Origin of the sequence: Streptomyces sp. PKU-EA00015 (assembly GCF_013387495.1) — a bacterium.
GTDB lineage: Bacteria > Actinomycetota > Actinomycetes > Streptomycetales > Streptomycetaceae > Streptomyces.
On sequence record NZ_JABZEE010000028.1, the window covers coordinates 143828 to 161306 of the forward strand.

General features: G+C 66.2%; 17 protein-coding genes. 16 read left to right on the plus strand and 1 reads right to left on the minus strand.

Annotation, left to right across the window (positions count from 1 at the left end):
- Positions 1 to 11 precede the first annotated feature (11 nt).
- The 4 genes from HW130_RS18525 to HW130_RS18540 all read left to right on the plus strand — a co-directional run bounded on the left by HW130_RS18525 (position 12) and on the right by HW130_RS18540 (position 4146).
- Positions 12 to 1439, plus strand: coding sequence for a phage portal protein (locus HW130_RS18525; RefSeq protein ID WP_177150724.1), 1428 nt, complete (start codon positions 12 to 14; stop codon positions 1437 to 1439).
- A gap of 14 nt (positions 1440 to 1453) precedes the next feature.
- Positions 1454 to 2473 (plus strand): hypothetical protein, encoded by a 1020-nt coding sequence (locus HW130_RS18530; protein ID WP_256356160.1) that lies wholly within the window; start codon positions 1454 to 1456, stop codon positions 2471 to 2473.
- 1 nt (position 2474) lies between these two features.
- Complete coding sequence (locus HW130_RS18535) at positions 2475 to 3005, plus strand: hypothetical protein (RefSeq protein WP_177150726.1); 531 nt, start codon at positions 2475 to 2477, stop codon at positions 3003 to 3005.
- 79 nt (positions 3006 to 3084) lie between these two features.
- Positions 3085 to 4146: a hypothetical protein gene (locus tag HW130_RS18540; protein ID WP_177150727.1), complete on the plus strand. Its 1062-nt coding sequence runs from the start codon at positions 3085 to 3087 to the stop codon at positions 4144 to 4146.
- Here the strand turns inward: HW130_RS18540 and HW130_RS18545 are convergent.
- Positions 4143 to 4661 carry a hypothetical protein gene (locus HW130_RS18545; RefSeq protein ID WP_177150728.1) on the minus strand — a complete coding sequence of 173 codons (519 nt, stop codon included), beginning with the start codon at positions 4659 to 4661 and terminating at the stop codon, positions 4143 to 4145. The two genes, HW130_RS18540 and HW130_RS18545, sit on opposite strands and share 4 nt — an antisense overlap.
- A 31-nt stretch (positions 4662 to 4692) precedes the next feature.
- On the opposite strand from HW130_RS18545, the gene HW130_RS18550 reads away from it, so the two are divergent.
- The 12 genes from HW130_RS18550 (at position 4693) to HW130_RS18605 (ending at position 17448) form a co-directional block, all read left to right on the plus strand.
- Entirely contained in the window at positions 4693 to 5154 is a 462-nt protein-coding gene (locus HW130_RS18550) for a hypothetical protein (RefSeq protein ID WP_177150729.1), read from the plus strand.
- On the plus strand, positions 5151 to 5486 hold the full coding sequence (locus HW130_RS18555; protein ID WP_309140475.1) for a phage head-tail adapter protein: 336 nt from the start codon (positions 5151 to 5153) through the stop codon (positions 5484 to 5486). The genes HW130_RS18550 and HW130_RS18555 overlap by 4 nt, the downstream gene beginning before the upstream one ends.
- Positions 5486 to 5869 (plus strand): DUF5403 family protein, encoded by a 384-nt coding sequence (locus HW130_RS18560; RefSeq protein ID WP_256356161.1) that lies wholly within the window; start codon positions 5486 to 5488, stop codon positions 5867 to 5869. The genes HW130_RS18555 and HW130_RS18560 overlap by 1 nt, the downstream gene beginning before the upstream one ends.
- Positions 5869 to 6366: a hypothetical protein gene (locus HW130_RS18565; RefSeq protein ID WP_177150731.1), complete on the plus strand. Its 498-nt coding sequence runs from the start codon at positions 5869 to 5871 to the stop codon at positions 6364 to 6366. The genes HW130_RS18560 and HW130_RS18565 overlap by 1 nt, the downstream gene beginning before the upstream one ends.
- Positions 6367 to 6441: 75 nt before the next feature.
- Positions 6442 to 7182: a hypothetical protein gene (locus HW130_RS18570; RefSeq protein ID WP_177150732.1), complete on the plus strand. Its 741-nt coding sequence runs from the start codon at positions 6442 to 6444 to the stop codon at positions 7180 to 7182.
- 108 nt (positions 7183 to 7290) lie between these two features.
- A complete protein-coding gene (locus HW130_RS18575; protein WP_177150733.1) occupies positions 7291 to 7629 on the plus strand; it encodes a phage tail assembly protein in 339 nt (112 codons plus the stop codon).
- 140 nt (positions 7630 to 7769) lie between these two features.
- Entirely contained in the window at positions 7770 to 8009 is a 240-nt protein-coding gene (locus tag HW130_RS18580) for a hypothetical protein (RefSeq protein ID WP_218183665.1), read from the plus strand.
- Positions 8010 to 8013: 4 nt separating this feature from the next.
- A complete protein-coding gene (locus tag HW130_RS18585; protein WP_309140476.1) occupies positions 8014 to 12738 on the plus strand; it encodes a hypothetical protein in 4725 nt (1574 codons plus the stop codon).
- Positions 12735 to 13583 carry a phage tail domain-containing protein gene (locus tag HW130_RS18590; protein WP_309140477.1) on the plus strand — a complete coding sequence of 283 codons (849 nt, stop codon included), beginning with the start codon at positions 12735 to 12737 and terminating at the stop codon, positions 13581 to 13583. Before HW130_RS18585 ends, HW130_RS18590 begins: the two co-directional genes overlap by 4 nt.
- Positions 13583 to 15781, plus strand: a complete 2199-nt coding sequence (locus HW130_RS18595; RefSeq protein WP_309140478.1) for a hypothetical protein — start codon at positions 13583 to 13585, stop codon at positions 15779 to 15781. Before HW130_RS18590 ends, HW130_RS18595 begins: the two co-directional genes overlap by 1 nt.
- 12 nt (positions 15782 to 15793) lie before the next feature.
- A complete protein-coding gene (locus tag HW130_RS18600; protein ID WP_177150734.1) occupies positions 15794 to 17104 on the plus strand; it encodes a tail fiber domain-containing protein in 1311 nt (436 codons plus the stop codon).
- Positions 17101 to 17448: a DUF2746 domain-containing protein gene (locus HW130_RS18605; RefSeq protein WP_177150735.1), complete on the plus strand. Its 348-nt coding sequence runs from the start codon at positions 17101 to 17103 to the stop codon at positions 17446 to 17448. The genes HW130_RS18600 and HW130_RS18605 overlap by 4 nt, the downstream gene beginning before the upstream one ends.
- The last annotated feature ends 31 nt before the right edge of the window (positions 17449 to 17479 follow it).

Here is a 17479-nt window from a genome sequence, read left to right on the forward strand (position 1 = left end):
GGTGGTGAACCATGGCCGACCCCTCGCCCGCCTCCCTGGCGGTGCAGCTCCTCGCCATCCTTGGCCGGGACAAAGACCGGCTGACCCGGATCGACAGCTATCTCCACGGCAAGCATGACGACCCGTACATGCCTGCCATGGCTGACGACGAGTACCGGCTCCTCGCGAAGCGGGCCATCTCGAACTGGACGCCTCTCCTGGTCAACACCCCGGCGCAGGCCCTCTATGTGGACGGCTACCGCGCGGGTGACGACGAGGGCAAGGGCTCGGCGACGGACCTCACCTCCCCGCAGTGGGAGCACTGGCAGCGGTCCCGGCTCGACGCCCGGCAGTCGGCCATCTACAAGGGCGCTCTCACGTACGGTCACTCGTTCACGCTGACCGAGCGCGTCAAGGGCGTGGTCCTGACGAAGGGCCTGTCCGCGCTGCGGACGGCCGCCCTGTACGAGGACCCGGCGAACGACGACACCCCGTATGCGGCCTTGACCGTCACGTCCTGGCCGTCCGGCGAATCCGTCGGCACCGCCCGCATGTGGGACAGCCGCTTCGAGTACGCGGTCCGCTTCAAGTCCCTCGACGACGCGGACGGCGTGAAGGTCGCCAAGGGCAAGCGCCACGGCGCGAGCGAGTGCCCCGTCACTCGCTTCGCCGCATCGGTCGACCTCGAAGGCCGCACGGTCGGCGTGATCGAGCCGATGATCCCGCTGCAAAACAGAATCAATCAGACCATCTTCGATCTGTTGCTCGCACAGTCCTACGGCAGCACGAAGGTGCGGACGGTTACGGGCATGGCCCCGCCGGTCCAGCGTGACCCGGAGACGGGCGAGGTGGTCTACGACGAGCAGGGCAATCCGATCCCCCTGCCGATGAACCACAACGCGAAGCGTTTCCTTTTCGCGGAAGATCCGGATGTCAAGTTTGGATCGCTCGACGAGACGCCGCTCGGCGGGTTCATCGACTCGATCGACATGAGCATCCGGCACCTCAGCGCCGTCGCGCAGGTGCCCCCGCACCACCTACTCGGGCAGATCGCGAACCTCTCGGCCGAAGCCTTGCAGGCTGCCGAGACGGCGCTCTCCCGCAAGATCCAGGAGTTCCGGACCGTGTTCGGCGAAGCGTGGGAGAGAGTGTTCCGCTTGGCCGCCGAGCTGGAAGGCGCGGCCGGTGTGGACGACTTCAAGGGCGAGGTCATCTGGCGCGACATGGAACAGCGCTCCTTGGCCCAGGCCGCTGACGCGCTGGGCAAGCTGCGCGAGCAGCTCGGCATCCCGGCGAAGGGTCTATGGAAGCGCGTCCCGAACGTCACGCAAACCGAGCTGGACGAGTGGGACGACCTCGCGGACGAGGAAGACTCCGTGGGTCAGCTCGCTTCCGCGCTGACGCGGGCGACCTCCGAGCCTAAACCGGTCACCGCGGATTCGGTGGCGGTGGCCGCGTAATGGCCCTGTCGAGGATGGCTGAGACCGACGAGGTTGCAGCCGCCTTCCACGTTGCGCTGACGGAGATAGGGGCCAGGACCACAGCTGAGGCCCTGGCCCTGTGGCAGGACGTTCCGCCCGAGCGGCGGGCGGCTACGGCTGGGGCCTGGCTGCGTAAGGCAATCACGCTCGTGATGAGCAGACGCCGGCAGAGCCGGGACCTCGCGCGGGCCTACTACCGGCTCGCCCGAGCGCTCCAGACCGGCCGGACCGTCGCCGACCCCTACCACCCTGAACCGTCGTACGTGACCCTGGCGGATCTGCGCAGGGAGTTCGCCGAACTGGCAGGCACCTACGAGCCGCCCACGGAACAGGGCGGGGCCGCGACCGTCGAGGACGGGGAAGCCCCGCCTGCCCAGCCCGACGAGGACGACGAGGACGCGCCCGAATGGGAGCGGGTTCTCGTCGAGGACCTCGAAGGGCTTCGCGAGGAAGAGGAGCGCATCGAGCGCCAGGCCGAGGCCGAGCTTCGGATCGCGCTGGAAGCCCTCGGAACCGCCAACCTCGACCGCCGGCTGATTCTCGAGGATTCAGATCCCGAGGAAGCGCACCGCCAGGCGGGCGCCCAGCAAGCCGCAGCCGCGTCCCGCGTCGCGATGAACGGCGCCCGGTCAACGAACTGGAACCACATGCGCCGCGACGGGCGGGCCCTCGGGTACGTGCGCCTGTCCCGCACGGGAACGCCGTGCGGCTGGTGCGCCATGTTGATCAGCCGGGGGCCGGTCTACAAGAGCCGCGAGTCCGCGCTGTTCAACGACGGCGACAAGTACCACGACAACTGCCACTGCTACGCGATGCCGGTCTGGAACCGGGATCAGTACCAGTCGAGCGAGCTGACTGCGCTCTCGCGGCAGTACGAGGCCCTGTGGCCGGAGGTCACGAAGGGCCATAGCGGAAAGGCCGCGGTGACCGTATGGCGCCGCTTCATCCGCAGCAAGCAGAGAGCCGCAGCCCAGGAGGCGCGGCAGTCCACTGACACAGCCCCGGAGGCGTGAAGTGCCCGAAGAGAAGCCTGACGACAAGCCGACCGAGGAGAAGCCCGGCGAGACTCCGCCCGGCCAGAAGCCGGACGACGAGCAGAAGCCGGAGGCCAAGGCCGGTGCCGGCGGCGAGTCCAGCAGCTCAGAAGACGAGCTGCCCGACTGGGCCCGCAAGGAGCTGGCCAAGGTCCGCAACGAGGCGGCCGGTTACCGCACTCGACTGCGGGACGCCGAGACGAAGCTCTCCGAGGCGAAGACCCCGGAGGAAGTCGAGGCCGCGCTCGCGGACGTGAAGGCGAAGAACGCCGAGCTGGAGCGGTCGCTCGTCGTCGCCACCGTGGCCAGGAAGTTCGACCTGCCTGCCGAGCTTGCCGGACGCCTTCAGGGTGCGACTCCCGAGGAGCTGGAAGCCGACGCGAAGGCCCTTCAGGCACTCCTCACCCCTGCCGCCCCGCCCGCTCTGGGTGGCGGCCTCACTCCGTCCGACGACGAGGACGACGGAGAGATGGACCCGCGCAAGCTCGCGCGGCGCACTCGGCGCTTCTAGCGCCCCCGATGACTCCCCTTACTCAACCCCCGTGCTGACTCGGCCGGGGGTTTTCTCATGCCCCCGGAGGTAGCTCCCCTTGCCCACTCCTCAGCACCAGGTAGTCAAGCCGCAGAAGCTCGTCAATGCGGCTGTCGGGATGCTGGAACAGGAACTCCTGATCCCGAACCTCTTCCAGAAGCAGGGCGTCGACCAGTTCAAGGGCGCCGAGAACGACACGATCTCAATGAAGGTGGAAGGCATCCTGCCCTTCCACGACTACGCGTGGCGAAACGACCGCTCCAGCCCGATCGTCTTCGACGAGTACGCGGAGCGGACCATCGCCGTGACCTTCGGCGGCAACGTCTACTCGGCGGTCAAGCTCACCGACGAGCAGAACGACTTCGACATCGACAACTGGTCGAAGCTCCTGCGCCCGCAGTCCAAGGCGGTTGCTCGGGGTCTTCAGCGCCGGGCCGTCAACCTTCTGACCGGCCAGACGTACAACGTCACCATCGGCAACTCGCAGCAGAACCTTCGCGGTGCGCTGATCGAGGCGCGGCGCGTTCTGAACGCCTTCCACGCCCCGAAGGAGGGGCGTTACCTCCTGGTCGGCACGGAGTTCGAGTCGGCGCTCCTGAACGACGACAAGCTGAACCTCGCGCAGAACGTCGGCGACAGCGAGGCCGAGTCCGCGCTTCGCACCGCGAGCATCGGCGACCGCATGGGCTTCCGGATCGTGGTCGACCAGACCATCCCGGCCGACACCGCGTACGCCTTCGCGTCCAGCGCGTTCATCTTCCTGTCCGGCGCCCCCTCGGTTCCGCAGTCCGTTCCCTACGGCGCGACCACGAGCTTCGAGAACATCGCCCTGCGCTGGGTCCGCGACTACGACCCGCTGTACATGCAGGACCGCTCGGTCGTGAACACGTACGCGGGCTTCCGCTCCGTGACCGATGTCCTGGTCGGCTGGGACAACGTGAACCAGAAGGAGATCGTCTCGACCGGCGAGCACTTCGTCCGGGGCATCAAGCTCACGCTCGACGGCTCGTCCAACTACCCGGCCGCCGCATCCGAGCTGGCCACCATCACCGGCGTCTCTGACGCGAAGGTCTGGACCCCGACCGGCATGAAGGCCGAGACCGACCCGGCCAACGCCTAGTTGTCCTCCTCTGCCGCGACGGACGCTTCCTTCAGTTCCTCGACTTCTGTTTCGGCCGAGTGCTTGTCGCCAAGGGCCCGAGCAACATCGTTCAACAGAACGAGGTCGACCCTCGCCACGCGGCGAGCGGTCGCAACGAGGGTGCGCAGCCGTCGCGGCAGCCGGTCGTCCGGCCGGACGCCGTACCACTGTTCGGCGATCAGCTCCTTTACCTCGCGTTCCGACATCTTGAGCACTTCCGCGATGCCAGGGATGTACTTCGGCGCGGGAGGGGTGTCCATGTGGTAGTTGGCCATGTTGTTCCACCATCCCGAGGATCGGCTCTCCTCCTTCCCGCCGACTTCCCAGGTCTTCGCCTCCATCTGGCTGTAGGTCATACCTGCGGCGTTGCGTGCGCGTACCGCTTGGCTGAATACGTCTCTGAACACGTCCCCGGTCACGCCCACATCCTTCAGCCAGATGAACGTGCCGTCTAGCTGATTGAAGAAACTGGAACGGATCGTTTGAGAATCCACCTGAACACCGGGTGGCAGAGAGGAGGGTTGAGTGTCCTATGCAGACCTCGACGAGCTGAAGGGCCGCCTCGACTGGGACCTCGATCCCGACGAACTACGGATCGCGGCCGGGGCGTTGGAAGACGCCTCCGACCTTGCGGCCACCTACGGGCGCGAGTGGCCTGAGGAGACCGTTCCGCGCCTGGTGCGCACCCTGGTCCTGAAGGCTGCGGCGCGGTACCTGCGCAACCCCAACGGCTACACGCAGAGCCGGGCCGGTGACGAGACGCTGGCCTGGTCGGACGCTCACGGCCGAGACGCCGGCAGCGTGTATTTCACGCGAGACGAGATCCGTCTCCTCGAAGACCTCGCCGGGCGCAAGCGCGGCATCTACAGCGCGGCCGTCTCCGCCTGGGGCACGAAGCTCCCCGCACGAGACGCGGCCGGATACGTACCCGTCGACTACAACGGCGACCCCTTCCCCCTGTTCGGGGATGAGGTGAGCCCCTGGTGAGCGTGCAACGCAGGCGAGGCCAGACGGCCCGCGTGTGGCGGACGAAGGAAGTCGTCGACAACCGGGGCAACACGGTGATCGCCGTGGACGAGGACAACCCCGTCACGGTCAAGGCCGCCTTCATCCCGCAGCGTTCGGGCAAGGCCGAGGTCCCCGGTCAGCAGCAGATCAACGTGACGCGGATGATCGTGGACGCCCATGTCGAGGGCGTCACCCTATGGTCCCGCGTCGAGTACCAGGGCCGCATGTGGGACATCGTGACGCCGCCCGCCTACCACCACGGCGACCGCCGCACACGGCACTGGTCGATCGACATTCGGGAGCGGCCCTGATGGCAGAGATCGAAGACAAGGTGGGCGGTAAGAAGCTGGAGGAGTACATCGCCCGCTTGCGCGGTGTTCAGGACACGCTCGACGAGGCCCGCTTCGAGGTCGCCGCGCGAGCCGAGGCCCTGCTTCTCCAGCACCGACAGGAAGGCCACGCCACGATCGACGTGGAAGACGGCCGGATCGACAAGTACGTGATCCTCGACGACGAGCGAGGCAAGGACGCCGCCCTGTCGATCGAGTACGGCCGCGCAGAGTCGAACGTCGTGAAGAAGCGCAAGGACGGAACCACGTACCTCGACGTGATCCCGGCTTCTGAGGGCCTGTTCATCCTGGCTCGCGCCGCGAACCTCCCGAAGAAGCGGAAGGGGAAGGTGCACCTCGACTGATGGCAGGACTCCCCGACCACATCAAGGCCATGGCGGAGCTGTCGCCAGTCGAGGATCTCCTTCTCGCTGTGCTACGCGAGGGCCTGCCCGGAGTTCGGGTCAAGTCCCTCGTCGACCTGCACGAGAAGTTCCCTCTCGTCCTGGTCCGCCGCGACCCGACCTGGGGTGAGTGGCAGGGCGACACCCGCTTCACGGATGCGGCTCGCATCGTGATCAACACGTTCGCGCCCGACCCCAACGGGGACGAGGACGCGGCGATTCTCGGCGAGGCCGTCCGCGTCGTGATGCGCGACGCCTGGCTGAACCAGAAGGTGTATCCGCGCCTCGGCCACATCATCCGCGTGGACCTCAACTCCGCGCCGAGGCGGGCTACGGACTGGGCGACCGCTACCGGCCCCGTCCAGTACGCCGACCTCCCCACGGGGATCTGGCGTTACGAGTCGATCTACGACGTGCAGATCCGCAAGCCGCGGACTCGCCCCTATCTCCCCCAGTAAGCGCAGCAGACGAAAGGCCCGACCCCTTCGGGGGTCCGGGCCTTTTTTCATGCCCAAACGAAGGAACGTTTCTCCTTGGCGATCAACGATGACGCAACCCTTGTCGTCGGGTCCGGTAACTACCTGACCGCGCCCGTCGGAACGGCGATGCCGGCGGATCTCCTGACACCCACTTCCCCGTGGCAGAACGTCGGGCACACCAGCCTCGAAGACATCTTCGGCATCACGTCCGAGGGCGGCGAGGCGACCACGATCGGGTCGCTTCAGAACAAGTCCCTGCGCACGAAGTACAGCGCGCGCACCGAGACCATGACGTTCACGCTCCAGCAGTTCGACACGGCCGCGCTGAAGCTGTACTTCGGCGCCAACGCGCCGATCCTGCCTGACGGCAGCGTGGGCGTCCCGACCGACCCGGAGCCCACCCAGTCCGCCTTCCTCGCCGTGTTCGTCGATGGCGACAACCACTTCGCGTTCTACGCACCCCGCGCCGAGATTTACCGCGCGGACGACATGGCGATCTCGGACACCGAGTCCCTGGCGGGCCTGCCCCTCGGCATCAAGCCGATGGCCCACGGCTCGAACGTCTGGACGTACGCGATCACCCCGCTGGGCGGCATCCTCGCCACGGGTGCGACCGCCGGTTCGCCGGGCTCCTTCACCCCGGCTGGCGCGGACGCCCCGGCCAACCTCGCCGCGATGTCGAGCGTCATCGCCTCGCCGTCCACCGCCTGGACCACGGGTCAGCACGTCGTTCTCGGCGACGCCTCGAAGGCGTACTGGAACGGAACTGCCTGGGTCGCTGGTCAGGCCGCCTGATGGCTCCCGGCGCGGGTGTGATGCGGACCCGCCCGCGCCGGGTCTGCCCCTTCTCTCTCAGGTCCGCAGCCCTTTCCCTGTCTTCTCACTCTGGAGGTCCGCACCCCCATGGCTTCTTTCTCCCTCGACGACATCCGCGCCGCCGCAGAGCGCAAGTACGGCTCGACCGACATCACCTTCGGCGAGGACACCGTTCGTCTCCTCAACCCGCTCCGCCTGCCCAAGGCTCGGCGTGACGCGCTCCTGGCCCTTCAGGAAGAGATGGGCAAGGAGGAGTCCGACCAGGCCGAGCTTCTGGCTCAGGCCATCCGCACCATCGCGGAGTCGGAGAAGGCCGCCGAGAAGCTCCTCGAAGCCGTGGATGGGGACCTCGCGATCCTCGCCGAGATCTTCGGTCACTACGGCGAGAGCACTCAGGTGGGGGAAGCCTCGGCCTCGCAGGACTGATCGACAAATACGCAGAGGGCCTCTACCCGGATCTCCTCTTTCACTTCGGCGTCGACCTCGCCGACGTAATCGAGGGCCGGGGGCCCTCTCCTGCGCTCGTCCTTCTCCTGATTCAGAGGCTTCCCGACACCTCCCTCACGATGGCCCTCGCGTCCGGCGGCCGTGAGCATTTCGGCTGGGGTCAGGACCGGCATATAGCCGCCGACCTATTCGACGCGCTCAACCAAAACACCAGAGCGACCGGCCAGTGGGGTAAGGGCAAGGCTCCCAAGATCCCCGCCTATCCCAGGCCGAAGGCGACCAAGGCCGAGAAGAAAAAGGACCAGGCCAAGAAGCCGCGGACCGTCGCGGAGATTTACAAGCACTTCCAGCGGAGGTAAGCCCGTGGCGTCGGAACCGAATATCGTCGGTCGGATCGCGGTCAAGGTCATGCCGGACACCACCGGCTTCAAGCAAGACCTGAAGACCAAGCTCGAAAAGATCGAGAACGATCTCGCGATCACGATTCGCACGAAGGCCGACGCCGCCGGCGCACGCGCGGATGTTCTTCAGGCCGTCCGGGACATCAACCGCGACAACAAGTCGACGGACTCCCGGAAGATCCGCTTCTACACGAAGCTCGACCTGACCGGCATGTCGTCCGAGGTCAAGAAGGCTGCGCAGGCGTACCAGCAGAGGGCGAACCAGCACCGCATCACCTTCCGGGCCTCCGGTCAGCAGATGATCCAGGAAGCCCGCCGCGTCCGCCAGGGCGCCGATGCAGAGCTGTCGGACCTGAGCCTCGGCGTCAACCTCGACTCGCAGGCGTCGGTGTCCAAGGCGATATCGAAGGTCCGGGCCGCGCTCGACGAACTCGCCCAGACCGACATCGACATCGACATCAACGCGGACTCACTGAACGCGGCCGTCGGCCTGTTCGAGGAGCGCCTCGGCGAGATCGCGCACATCAACCTGCGCGTCGACAAGGACTCACAGTCCTCGGTCAAGTCGGCTATCGCGCAGATCGACCGCGATCTTTCCGACCTCCGCGCCGTCAGCATCAAGGTGAAGCTCGACGAGGCGTCACTCGAAGCTGAGAAGGAGCGGCTCGAAAAGCTCCTCCGCCTGGAGATCCGCTTCAACCCCCGCTCGACGAATTCCGTCAAGGCCGCTATCGCGAAGATTGACGCCGAGCTGGAGAAGTTCAAGGAGATCGACCTCTCGGTCAAGATGGACGAGGCGTCTCTCCTGAAGGCGCGGAAGCGCCTCGAAAAGCACCTGACTCTTGACCTCGCCGTCGACAAGAAGTCGATGTCCTCTGTCGAGGGCGCGCTGAAGCAGATCGAAGACCAGCTCGCGGAAATGGGCCGGGAAGAGATCAAGGTCAAGATGGACAAGCGGTCTCTCCTGACCGCTCAGGCCGAGATGAAGGCCGTTCTCGAAGCCCAGATCCAGGCCAAGGTCACCGCGGATCGCGAGGCTGCCCAGAAGGCGCGCGACGAGATCCAAGCCCAGATGGACGGGATCAGGGTCCGGCCGAAGCTCGACAAGGAGATGGTCGCCCAGACGAAGCGTCAACTCGAAGCCTCCTTCGAGCAGATGCGGGAGCTGAAGGCGAAGATCACGCCCGAGCTGGACGCGATGGAGAAGCGCAAGGTCGAACGCGAGGTCGAGGAGCTTCAGGACAAGATCAAGAAGCTGCGGTCGACGATCGAGCCCGAGGTCTCGCGTGCCGGCATCATGGCGTCGATCGCGCACCTGGCAGCTCTCTCGCGGGACCGGATCGTCGAGCTGATCCCGCGCGTGAAGCTCTCGGCCGCCGCGACGGCTACCGCGATGCTGCAAGCCCTGTCGGGCGCCCGCGTCCTGGGCGACATGTTCGAGCGCCTCGGTAACTCGATCAAGAATCTCGACCGGAACGCGCCGATCATCGGCACCCTGGCGACCGCGATAGCGGGCCTTTCGGCGTGGGGTATCAGCGCGGCCTCGAACCTCTTCACGATGTCCGCCTCGCTGGCGCAGATCGGAGCAACGTCCCTCGCCCTGCCGGGAATTCTCGGCGGAATGGCGATCGGGCTTGGTGTCACGGTTGCCGCCTTCAAGGACTTTAATAAGGTCCTGCCCGAGGTCAAGGGCAAGTTCTCGGAACTCCAGAACCTCATCAGCAACAACTTCTGGGCCAAGGCCAAGGCGCCGATCCGAGAGCTGATCGACACCCTCATACCCGAGCTGGAAGCCGGGTTCGGGAAAACCTCTACGCAGCTCGGCCAGTTCTTCGGCGGATTCGCCACCGCCATTCAGTCGACCGTCGCCCCCGCACTGGGCGGCATGTTCGATGACCTCTCCAAGTCGATCGAGATCGCCACGGGCGGCACTGCCACCTGGGCGAACATGATCAAGATTCTGGGCGAGGTCGGCGCTGGTTATCTCCCGCGACTCGCGCAGTGGTTCGTGGATGCCTCCGAGAAGGCAAACGCCTGGATGGAGAAGAAGGGCGAGTCCGGCCTCCGTCAGGAGATCGACGCCGGTATCCAAGCCCTGAAGGATCTGGGCGGAATTCTGTACGAGGTCGGCGGAATCTTCGCCGGTATCGCTCGTGCAGCGAGTGAGGCTGGCGGCTCCACGCTCGGGATGATCCGGAGCACGCTCGCGGGGATTCACACGGCAATCGACAGCTCTGGCGTTCAGGACGCCATGCGGATGCTGTTCTACGCCGCGCACGTGGCGATTGAAGAGATCGGGATTGTCGGCGGCTCTCAGCTAAGGGAATTTCTGGGGGAGTTCGTCGGTCTCCTGACGAGCGTTCTCCCGCAGGTCGGCAACATCATCGGTACGGCTGTGGGCGCCATCGCTAGCGCGCTGAATCAGCCGGCGGTTACCGAGGGCATCCGGGCCGTTTTCGACGGCATGCAGCAGACGGTGAACGCCCTCGCCCCGGCGATGGCGCCGCTCGGTACTGCGCTCGGCGCCCTTCTGTCCCTGGTCGGCTCGTTCCTGACGATGCTCGGCCCGCTGGTCGCGGCCGTCCTGACGCCTCTGTCCGAGGCGTTCACGATGCTCGCCCCGGCGATCGAGCCCCTGATCGGTCTCTTCGGCGAGGCCCTGGGCGGCGTGGTCGCCGCGCTAGCTCCGCTCATCATGGCCGTGGTCGCGGCTGTCGTTCCGCTGATCGACGCGCTCGTTGCGGGTCTGACTCCGATCATCCCCATCCTGACCGAGGCATTCGCCACGATGTCGGCCGCCCTTCAGCCGGTCATCGAGATTCTTATGTCGATTCTGTCGGCTGCGATCCTGCCGCTTATCCCGGTTGTGCAGCGCCTCGCCGCCGAATTCCTCCCGAAGATCTCCGAGGCTTTCGCCAAGGTGATGGAAGCCGTTCAGCCTCTCCTGGAAAAGCTGAAGGCTGTAGTCGACTTCATCATGCCGATCCTGGTCCCAGCGATTGAGTGGCTGGCCGGGATTCTCCTCGACTCGCTCGTCGGTGCACTGGAAGGCGTCGCAACGTTCTTCGAGGGAACGTTCGACGTCATTATGGGCATCTGGAACACCTTCGCCGGTCTGTTCACCGGCGACTGGGACCGGATGTGGAACGGCATTAAGCAGATCGGTTCCGGCCTCTGGGACATGATCAAGGGCGCCTTCATGGTGTTCATCAATGTCGGAATCCTGGGCGTCGGAAAGAAGATCCTCGCCGGACTGAAGTCTCTCTGGGACAACATCTGGAACGGGATCAAGGGAACCGCGCTCTCGATCTGGGCCTCGGTCAAGACGAACTGGAATACGTTCATCACGGCCTTGAAGGACGCCCCCGGCGCCGCTCTGCGGGCGATCGTCAAGTTCTTCAGCGACACCTGGAAGACGATCAAGACCGAGGCGGGTACCGCCTGGGAAGCGGTCAAGAAGACCTTCTCCCAGAAGATCGACGACTGCGTGAAGTTCGTCAAGGACATCCCGAAGAACGTCAAGCAGATCTTCTCCGATGCGAAGTCTCTGCTCGTCGAGGCGGGCAAGAAGATCATCACCGGTCTGATCGACGGTCTGAAGTCGATGTTCGGTTCGGTGAGGGACACCCTCGGTGGCCTGACGGACAAGCTCACCGACTGGAAGGGCCCGGCGCCGAAGGACGCCAAGCTTCTTTACGACGCCGGTCGCCTGATCATCTCGGGTCTGATCAAGGGCTTGGAGTCCCAGTACGACAAAGTCAAGAAGTCGCTCAACGAGCTGACGGCGAAGATCCCGAAGAACGCCTCGAAGGGTCTGAAGGACCGGATCAACAAGGACCGGACTCAGCTTCTCAAGCTGGCCGCGCAATGGGAGGCCGGGGCGAAGCGGCTCGAAGCGGCGCAGGACAAGCTCGACAAGCTCCGCGAGGACTTGGCGAACTACGCGGAGAAGGTGCGCGACAAGGTCATCAGCACGGGCGACGTGACCAAGGTCCAGGACGCCAGCTTCGAGACGATCTCGAACTCCCTGAAGAACGCGGTCGAGCAGGCCAAGCGGTTCGCGGCCGTGCTCGCGAAGCTCAAGAAGCTCGGGCTGAACCAGACCTCGTTCGATCAGATCGCCATGGCCGGACCGGAGGCGGGGCTCGCCGCAGCCGAGGCCATCGCCAACGCGGGCGCATCCGGCGTGTCTGAGATCAACGACCTGCAAAAGGAGCTGGAGAAGTACGCCACGAAGGCCGGGTCCACCGCATCGCACTACATGTACGACGCGGGGATTCAGGCGGCCGAGGGCCTGGTGCGGGGCCTCGAAGCGCAGCAGGACGCGATCGAGGAGCAAATGCTCAAGATCGCCGATGCGATGGTTGCCGCGATCAAGAAGGCGCTGGACATTCACAGCCCTTCGCGGCTGTTCCGCAAGCTCGGCTCGTTCGTCGGCAAGGGCTTCGGCCTGGGTGTCGAGGACGAGCGCGGGCGGGTCGAGCGTGCAACCCACGCGCTCGCGGCGAGCGCCACTTCGGGGGCGTCTCGCGAGGTCACTGCCGCCGTTTCTGGCGGCCTGTCGGCGGCTGGCTCGGGCCAGGCCGTGACGAAGGTTCTCAATTACTACGCAGGTTCCGGAAGCTCCCTCTCGTCCGAGGAGGAGCTGTTCGCGGCTGCCTCGCGGGCAAGGATGGTCGGCTGGTGAAGCTGGAACTGAGTTCGGCCTCGGACAGGCTCAACCTGGACGGGTTCGAGGCGGATGGACTGGGGTTTCAGGCCCTCGCCGGGGTGACCGGCCTGGGCCTGCCCCAGCTCTCCGTTCAGTGGCTCGAAGGCGCAGGGGACGGCGCCGCCTACCGTGGGCGGCGCGTCCTCCCCCGCGACATCGACATCCCCCTCGACATCGTGGGACGGGACAGGATGCACCTGTCCGAGCTGGTGACTCGCCTCGCGCGGGTCCTGGCGGACGAGAGCGGCCTGACCCTGACGTACATCGACAACACGGGCGGGCGCTGGTCAACGCCGGTCGCATGGATCGGTGGCGGCGAGCTGGACGCGGGCGCCGGCACTCGGGACGCGCAGACCGTCATCACCCTGCGGGCCCCGTCCCCGTACTTCCTCGCCGAGTCCCCGCAGACGGTCACGATCGGCGGAGCAACGGCAGGCGCGTTCCTGTCGTCGATGTCGTCCATGCCGCTCGCCTCGTCGCAGGCGATCGGCTCCGTACAGCTCTCCAACGAGGGCGACGTGCCCGCCTTCCCCATATGGGAGGTGACCGGGCCAGGCGACAACTTCAAGGCGATTAGCCCCGCCGGCAAGACCCTGCACTGGACGGGGACGCTCACGGCTGGACAGAAGCTCATCGTCGACATGGGCGCAGGCACCGTGAAGGACGGGACCGGCGCGAACCGGTACGCCTCCCTGGCCACGGCTCCTCAGTTCTGGTCGGTCGCGCCTGGCGTATCGACGGCGACGGCCTCTCTCCTCAACACCACGTCCGCTTCAAAGATCGTGTGCTCGTGGCGTCCTCGTAAGTGGGTGGTGATCTAGTGAGGCAAGAGGATCTCCTCGTCGAGGTGCGCGACAAGACCCTGACACGGGTCGGCGCCATCCCCGCGGATCTCCTGACCATGGAGGCCGAGGACATCCACAACAACGTCGGGACGTGGAAGCTCCAGATCAACGCGGAGTATCCGCTCGCCGCCGTCCTGTCCACGCCCGGCGCAGGCATCATCGTGACCGGCCCTACGGATGTCCTGTTCTCGGGGCCGGTGACGAAGACGGAGACCGCCGTCACCGCGACCGACCCTCTCGGCACGCTGACCGTCGAGGGCGTGGACGACACGATCATCCTCGCGGACATGCTCGCCTGGCCCGAGCCATCCAACGGGGACGCCGCCACACAGAGCCGCGCCTACGACAGCCGGACCGACACGGCCGAGTCGCTCATGCACTACTACGTCAACGCCAACTGTGGGCCTGGCGCCCCGGCCAACCGGCGCCGGACCGGGCTCATCATGGGCACGAACGGCGCGCGGGGCTCGATCCTCAGCAAGTCGGCCCGCTTCCAGCAGCTCGGCGAGCTATGCAAGGAGCTGGCCGAACCAGCGGGCCTCGGCTTCCGCATCGTCCAGCGCGGCTCGAACCTCGTCTTCGAGACGTATGCCGTGCAGGACCGCACCGCGGAGGCCCGGCTCGGCGTCGTGAACAACACGCTCGCGGGTCAGCGGGTGTCGGTGTCGACGCCGGTAAAAACTCGAGTAATCGTCGGTGGCGATGGGGACGGCTCCAACCGCCTCTTCGTCGGTGTCGACAACGCGGACTCGATCGCGGCCGAGACGGACTGGGGCCGCCGGATCGAGACCTTCATCGACGAGCGCTCCTCGACCGACACGGCCGAACTGACGCAGAAGGGCACGGAGGCCCTCGCCGATGGCGGCACGACCGTCAAGGCGGCGCAGGCCGTACCGATGGAGGACAGCGCGCTCGACTTCGGCCGCGAATGGTTCCTCGGCGACCGGGTGTCAGTGATAGTGGGCAATGCCGAGATGGCGGCCGTGGTCACTGGCATGGTCCTGAAGGTCGACTCGGACGGCTACCGGCTCGGCGCCACGCTGGGTGACCCGACTCCCCTCTCCCCTGATGCGGCGGCGGCTGCCGCGCAGAAGGATTTGGAGTCTCGCGTCTCGTCGCTGGAGCGGACGGCAGAGGCCACCCCGCCTGGCCCTCGCGTCATCGAGCCAGGCGGCATCACGCAGGCGACGCCGCCCACCGGCTACCCGCAGAACGAGATCACCGAGTTCTACCTCAGCGCTGACGCCGCTACGCAAGGCGGCTGGGACTTCGCCGGTAAGTGGGGGTACGTCACCACCCGCGCGTGGAGCGGTGGCGACGCCACGCAGACATGGCGCCGAGTCCACCAGAACACCACGGCACACGAGATGTGGGTGCGGGGTGGCAACACGAGCGGCTGGTCGCCCTGGCGGCAGGTCGGCTTCGACAACCAGCTCGTACCGGCGGACTTCACGCAAAGCTCTCTGCCCAGCGCGTACCCGTACGGCGTGTCCACGCTGACGATGAACGAGACACAGGCCGCTGCCGGCGGATGGAGCTTCGGCAATGGAGGCAAGTACGGCACGGTCCGGACTGTTCATCCCGTGGGCAGTACGTACGCCCACCAGACGTGGCTACGGCTCAGCCCGACCACGGTCGAGGAATGGACGCGTACCGGCAACGACGCCGCGGGCTGGACTGCTTGGCGTACGTCGGCGTTCAACGAGAAGGCCGCGAAGGGCGTCGTCGCCATTCAGTCGCTCGGCACCTCGGCTTACGTCGGCGACACGGCCACGATGATCTACACGCAGCAGTTCACGGCCGAGGCAGGCCGCTGCTACAAGGTCACGCTCAGGATCGCGTCGGCCGACACGGACGGCACAGGTGACAACGCGAACACGGATATCCGGTACGCGAAGCAGGGCGCCTACACCAACATCCGCTGGGCTGCCGGTGCGACCGTCACAACGACGAGCACCCTCGCTGGCGACTTCTTCAGCACGACGTTCGACGACGACTCGAACAGCTCGACTGGCATCAACATGCAGTGCTTCATCAACAACCCCCCGGCCGGACCGATCACGGTCGGCGTCACGCTCAACAGCCGCCGAGCCGCAGCGACATACGGCATGGTCCGCTATCTGCCGGGCGGCTCGTCGACGCTCGCCATCGAGGACGCGGGCGCGGCCATCTAAGGAGTCTCCCTCTTGGCTATAACGTCCTACCCCTTTGACGCCCAGGTCGTCACAGAGACCCAGTACAGCCAGATGTTCCGCGAGTTCCAAGACTCGGGCGTCGTCGCGAGCTTCGGCTCGTCTTCGGGCTTCCAGGTAACCGCCGGCTCCGGCATGAACGTCAATGTGTCGTCGGGCCTGGCCTTCCTGCGCGGCTTCATGGTGCAGTCGACCGCGACCGAGGTCGTAGCGATACCGGCGGCGAGTGCGTCCGTCCGTGTAGACCGTGTGGTCCTGCGCCTTGATCCGGCCGTGAACAGCATCGTCCTGGCGGTGAAGCAGGGCACCGCGGGCTCGGCGACTCCCCCGTCCCCCAACCAGACGGATACGGGGATCTTCGAGATCGGGCTCGCGTCCATCACGGTCAATGCGAACGTCACCTCGATCACGGCTGGGGACATCACCCGTATCCGCCCGTTCGTGGGACATCGCGTCGGCGCGTGGAACACCAGCACTCGCCCCACGTCTCCGCGTTTCGGAATGCTCGGCTTCAACGCCGACACCGACAAGTGGGAGTACTGGAACGACACGGCGTGGACGCCGCTCATCTCCAACGTGGACTGGGCGAACCTGTCCGGTAAGCCTGCGACGTTTCCTCCGTCCACGCACACGCACACCTGGTCCCAGATAACCGACGCGCCCACGTCCCTGCCCCCGTCTGCCCACACGCACGACTGGTCGCAGGTCACGAACAAGCCAGCGAGTTTCGCCCCGAGCGCGCACGGCCACGCCTGGTCGGACCTGACCGGTGTCCCCGCGACCTTTGCCCCTTCAACGCACTCCCACTCGTGGTCGAGCATCACCTCGAAGCCGACGACGTTCACCCCGTCGTCCCACACGCACTCGTCCTACCTGGAAGCCGGGGACACGATCTCCTGGGCCAACGGCACGAAGCGCGTGCACAACGACTCGGTGTCCGGCTCCGGGACGTACTACGCGGTGTGGGTGCAGGGAGACGGGACCTTCGCCCGGAACACCTCGTCCCGACGCTTCAAGCAGAACATCCGGGACATCGACATCGACCCTGACGCAGTTCTGTCCCTGCGTCCCCGCGTCTACGACCGGCTGCCGAAGGAAGAGGGCGGCGAGTACCTGCGGGACGAATTCGGCCTGATCGCCGAAGAGGTCGCCGAGATGCTTCCCGAGATCGTTCAGCACGACGAGGAGGGGCGTATCGACGCCCTGCGCTACGACCTTCTCGGCGTGGCCCTTCTGTCTGTCGTGCAGGACCAGGCCGAGCGCATCGAGCGTCTGGAGCAGCTCGTAAGGGACATGTCCCGATGAGCCTTGACCCGAACGTTCAGGTCGCGCTCGTCTCGGCCGGCGGGGTGGTCACCGCGGCCTTCATGGGCGTCCTCGTCGAGCTAGTGAGACGGCAGGGGACAGCCCTCGCCGAGGTGCGCGAGCACGCGCAAGAGGCCCGCGATCAAGTCTCCAACACGCACACCACGAACCTGCGAGACGACCTCGACCAGGTCATCTCGGGACTCGACCAGGTCCTCGAAGGACAGGCCGAACACAGCCGAGATATCCGCGAGTTGCGCACCGAGCTGTCCCACGAGCGCAGCGAGCGCCTGGCCGTCGCCGAGCGTCTCGACACCCACATCTCTACAGCTGTCACGCGCTGACAGCTGCCCCCCTTACGTCCCTGCGGCCCCG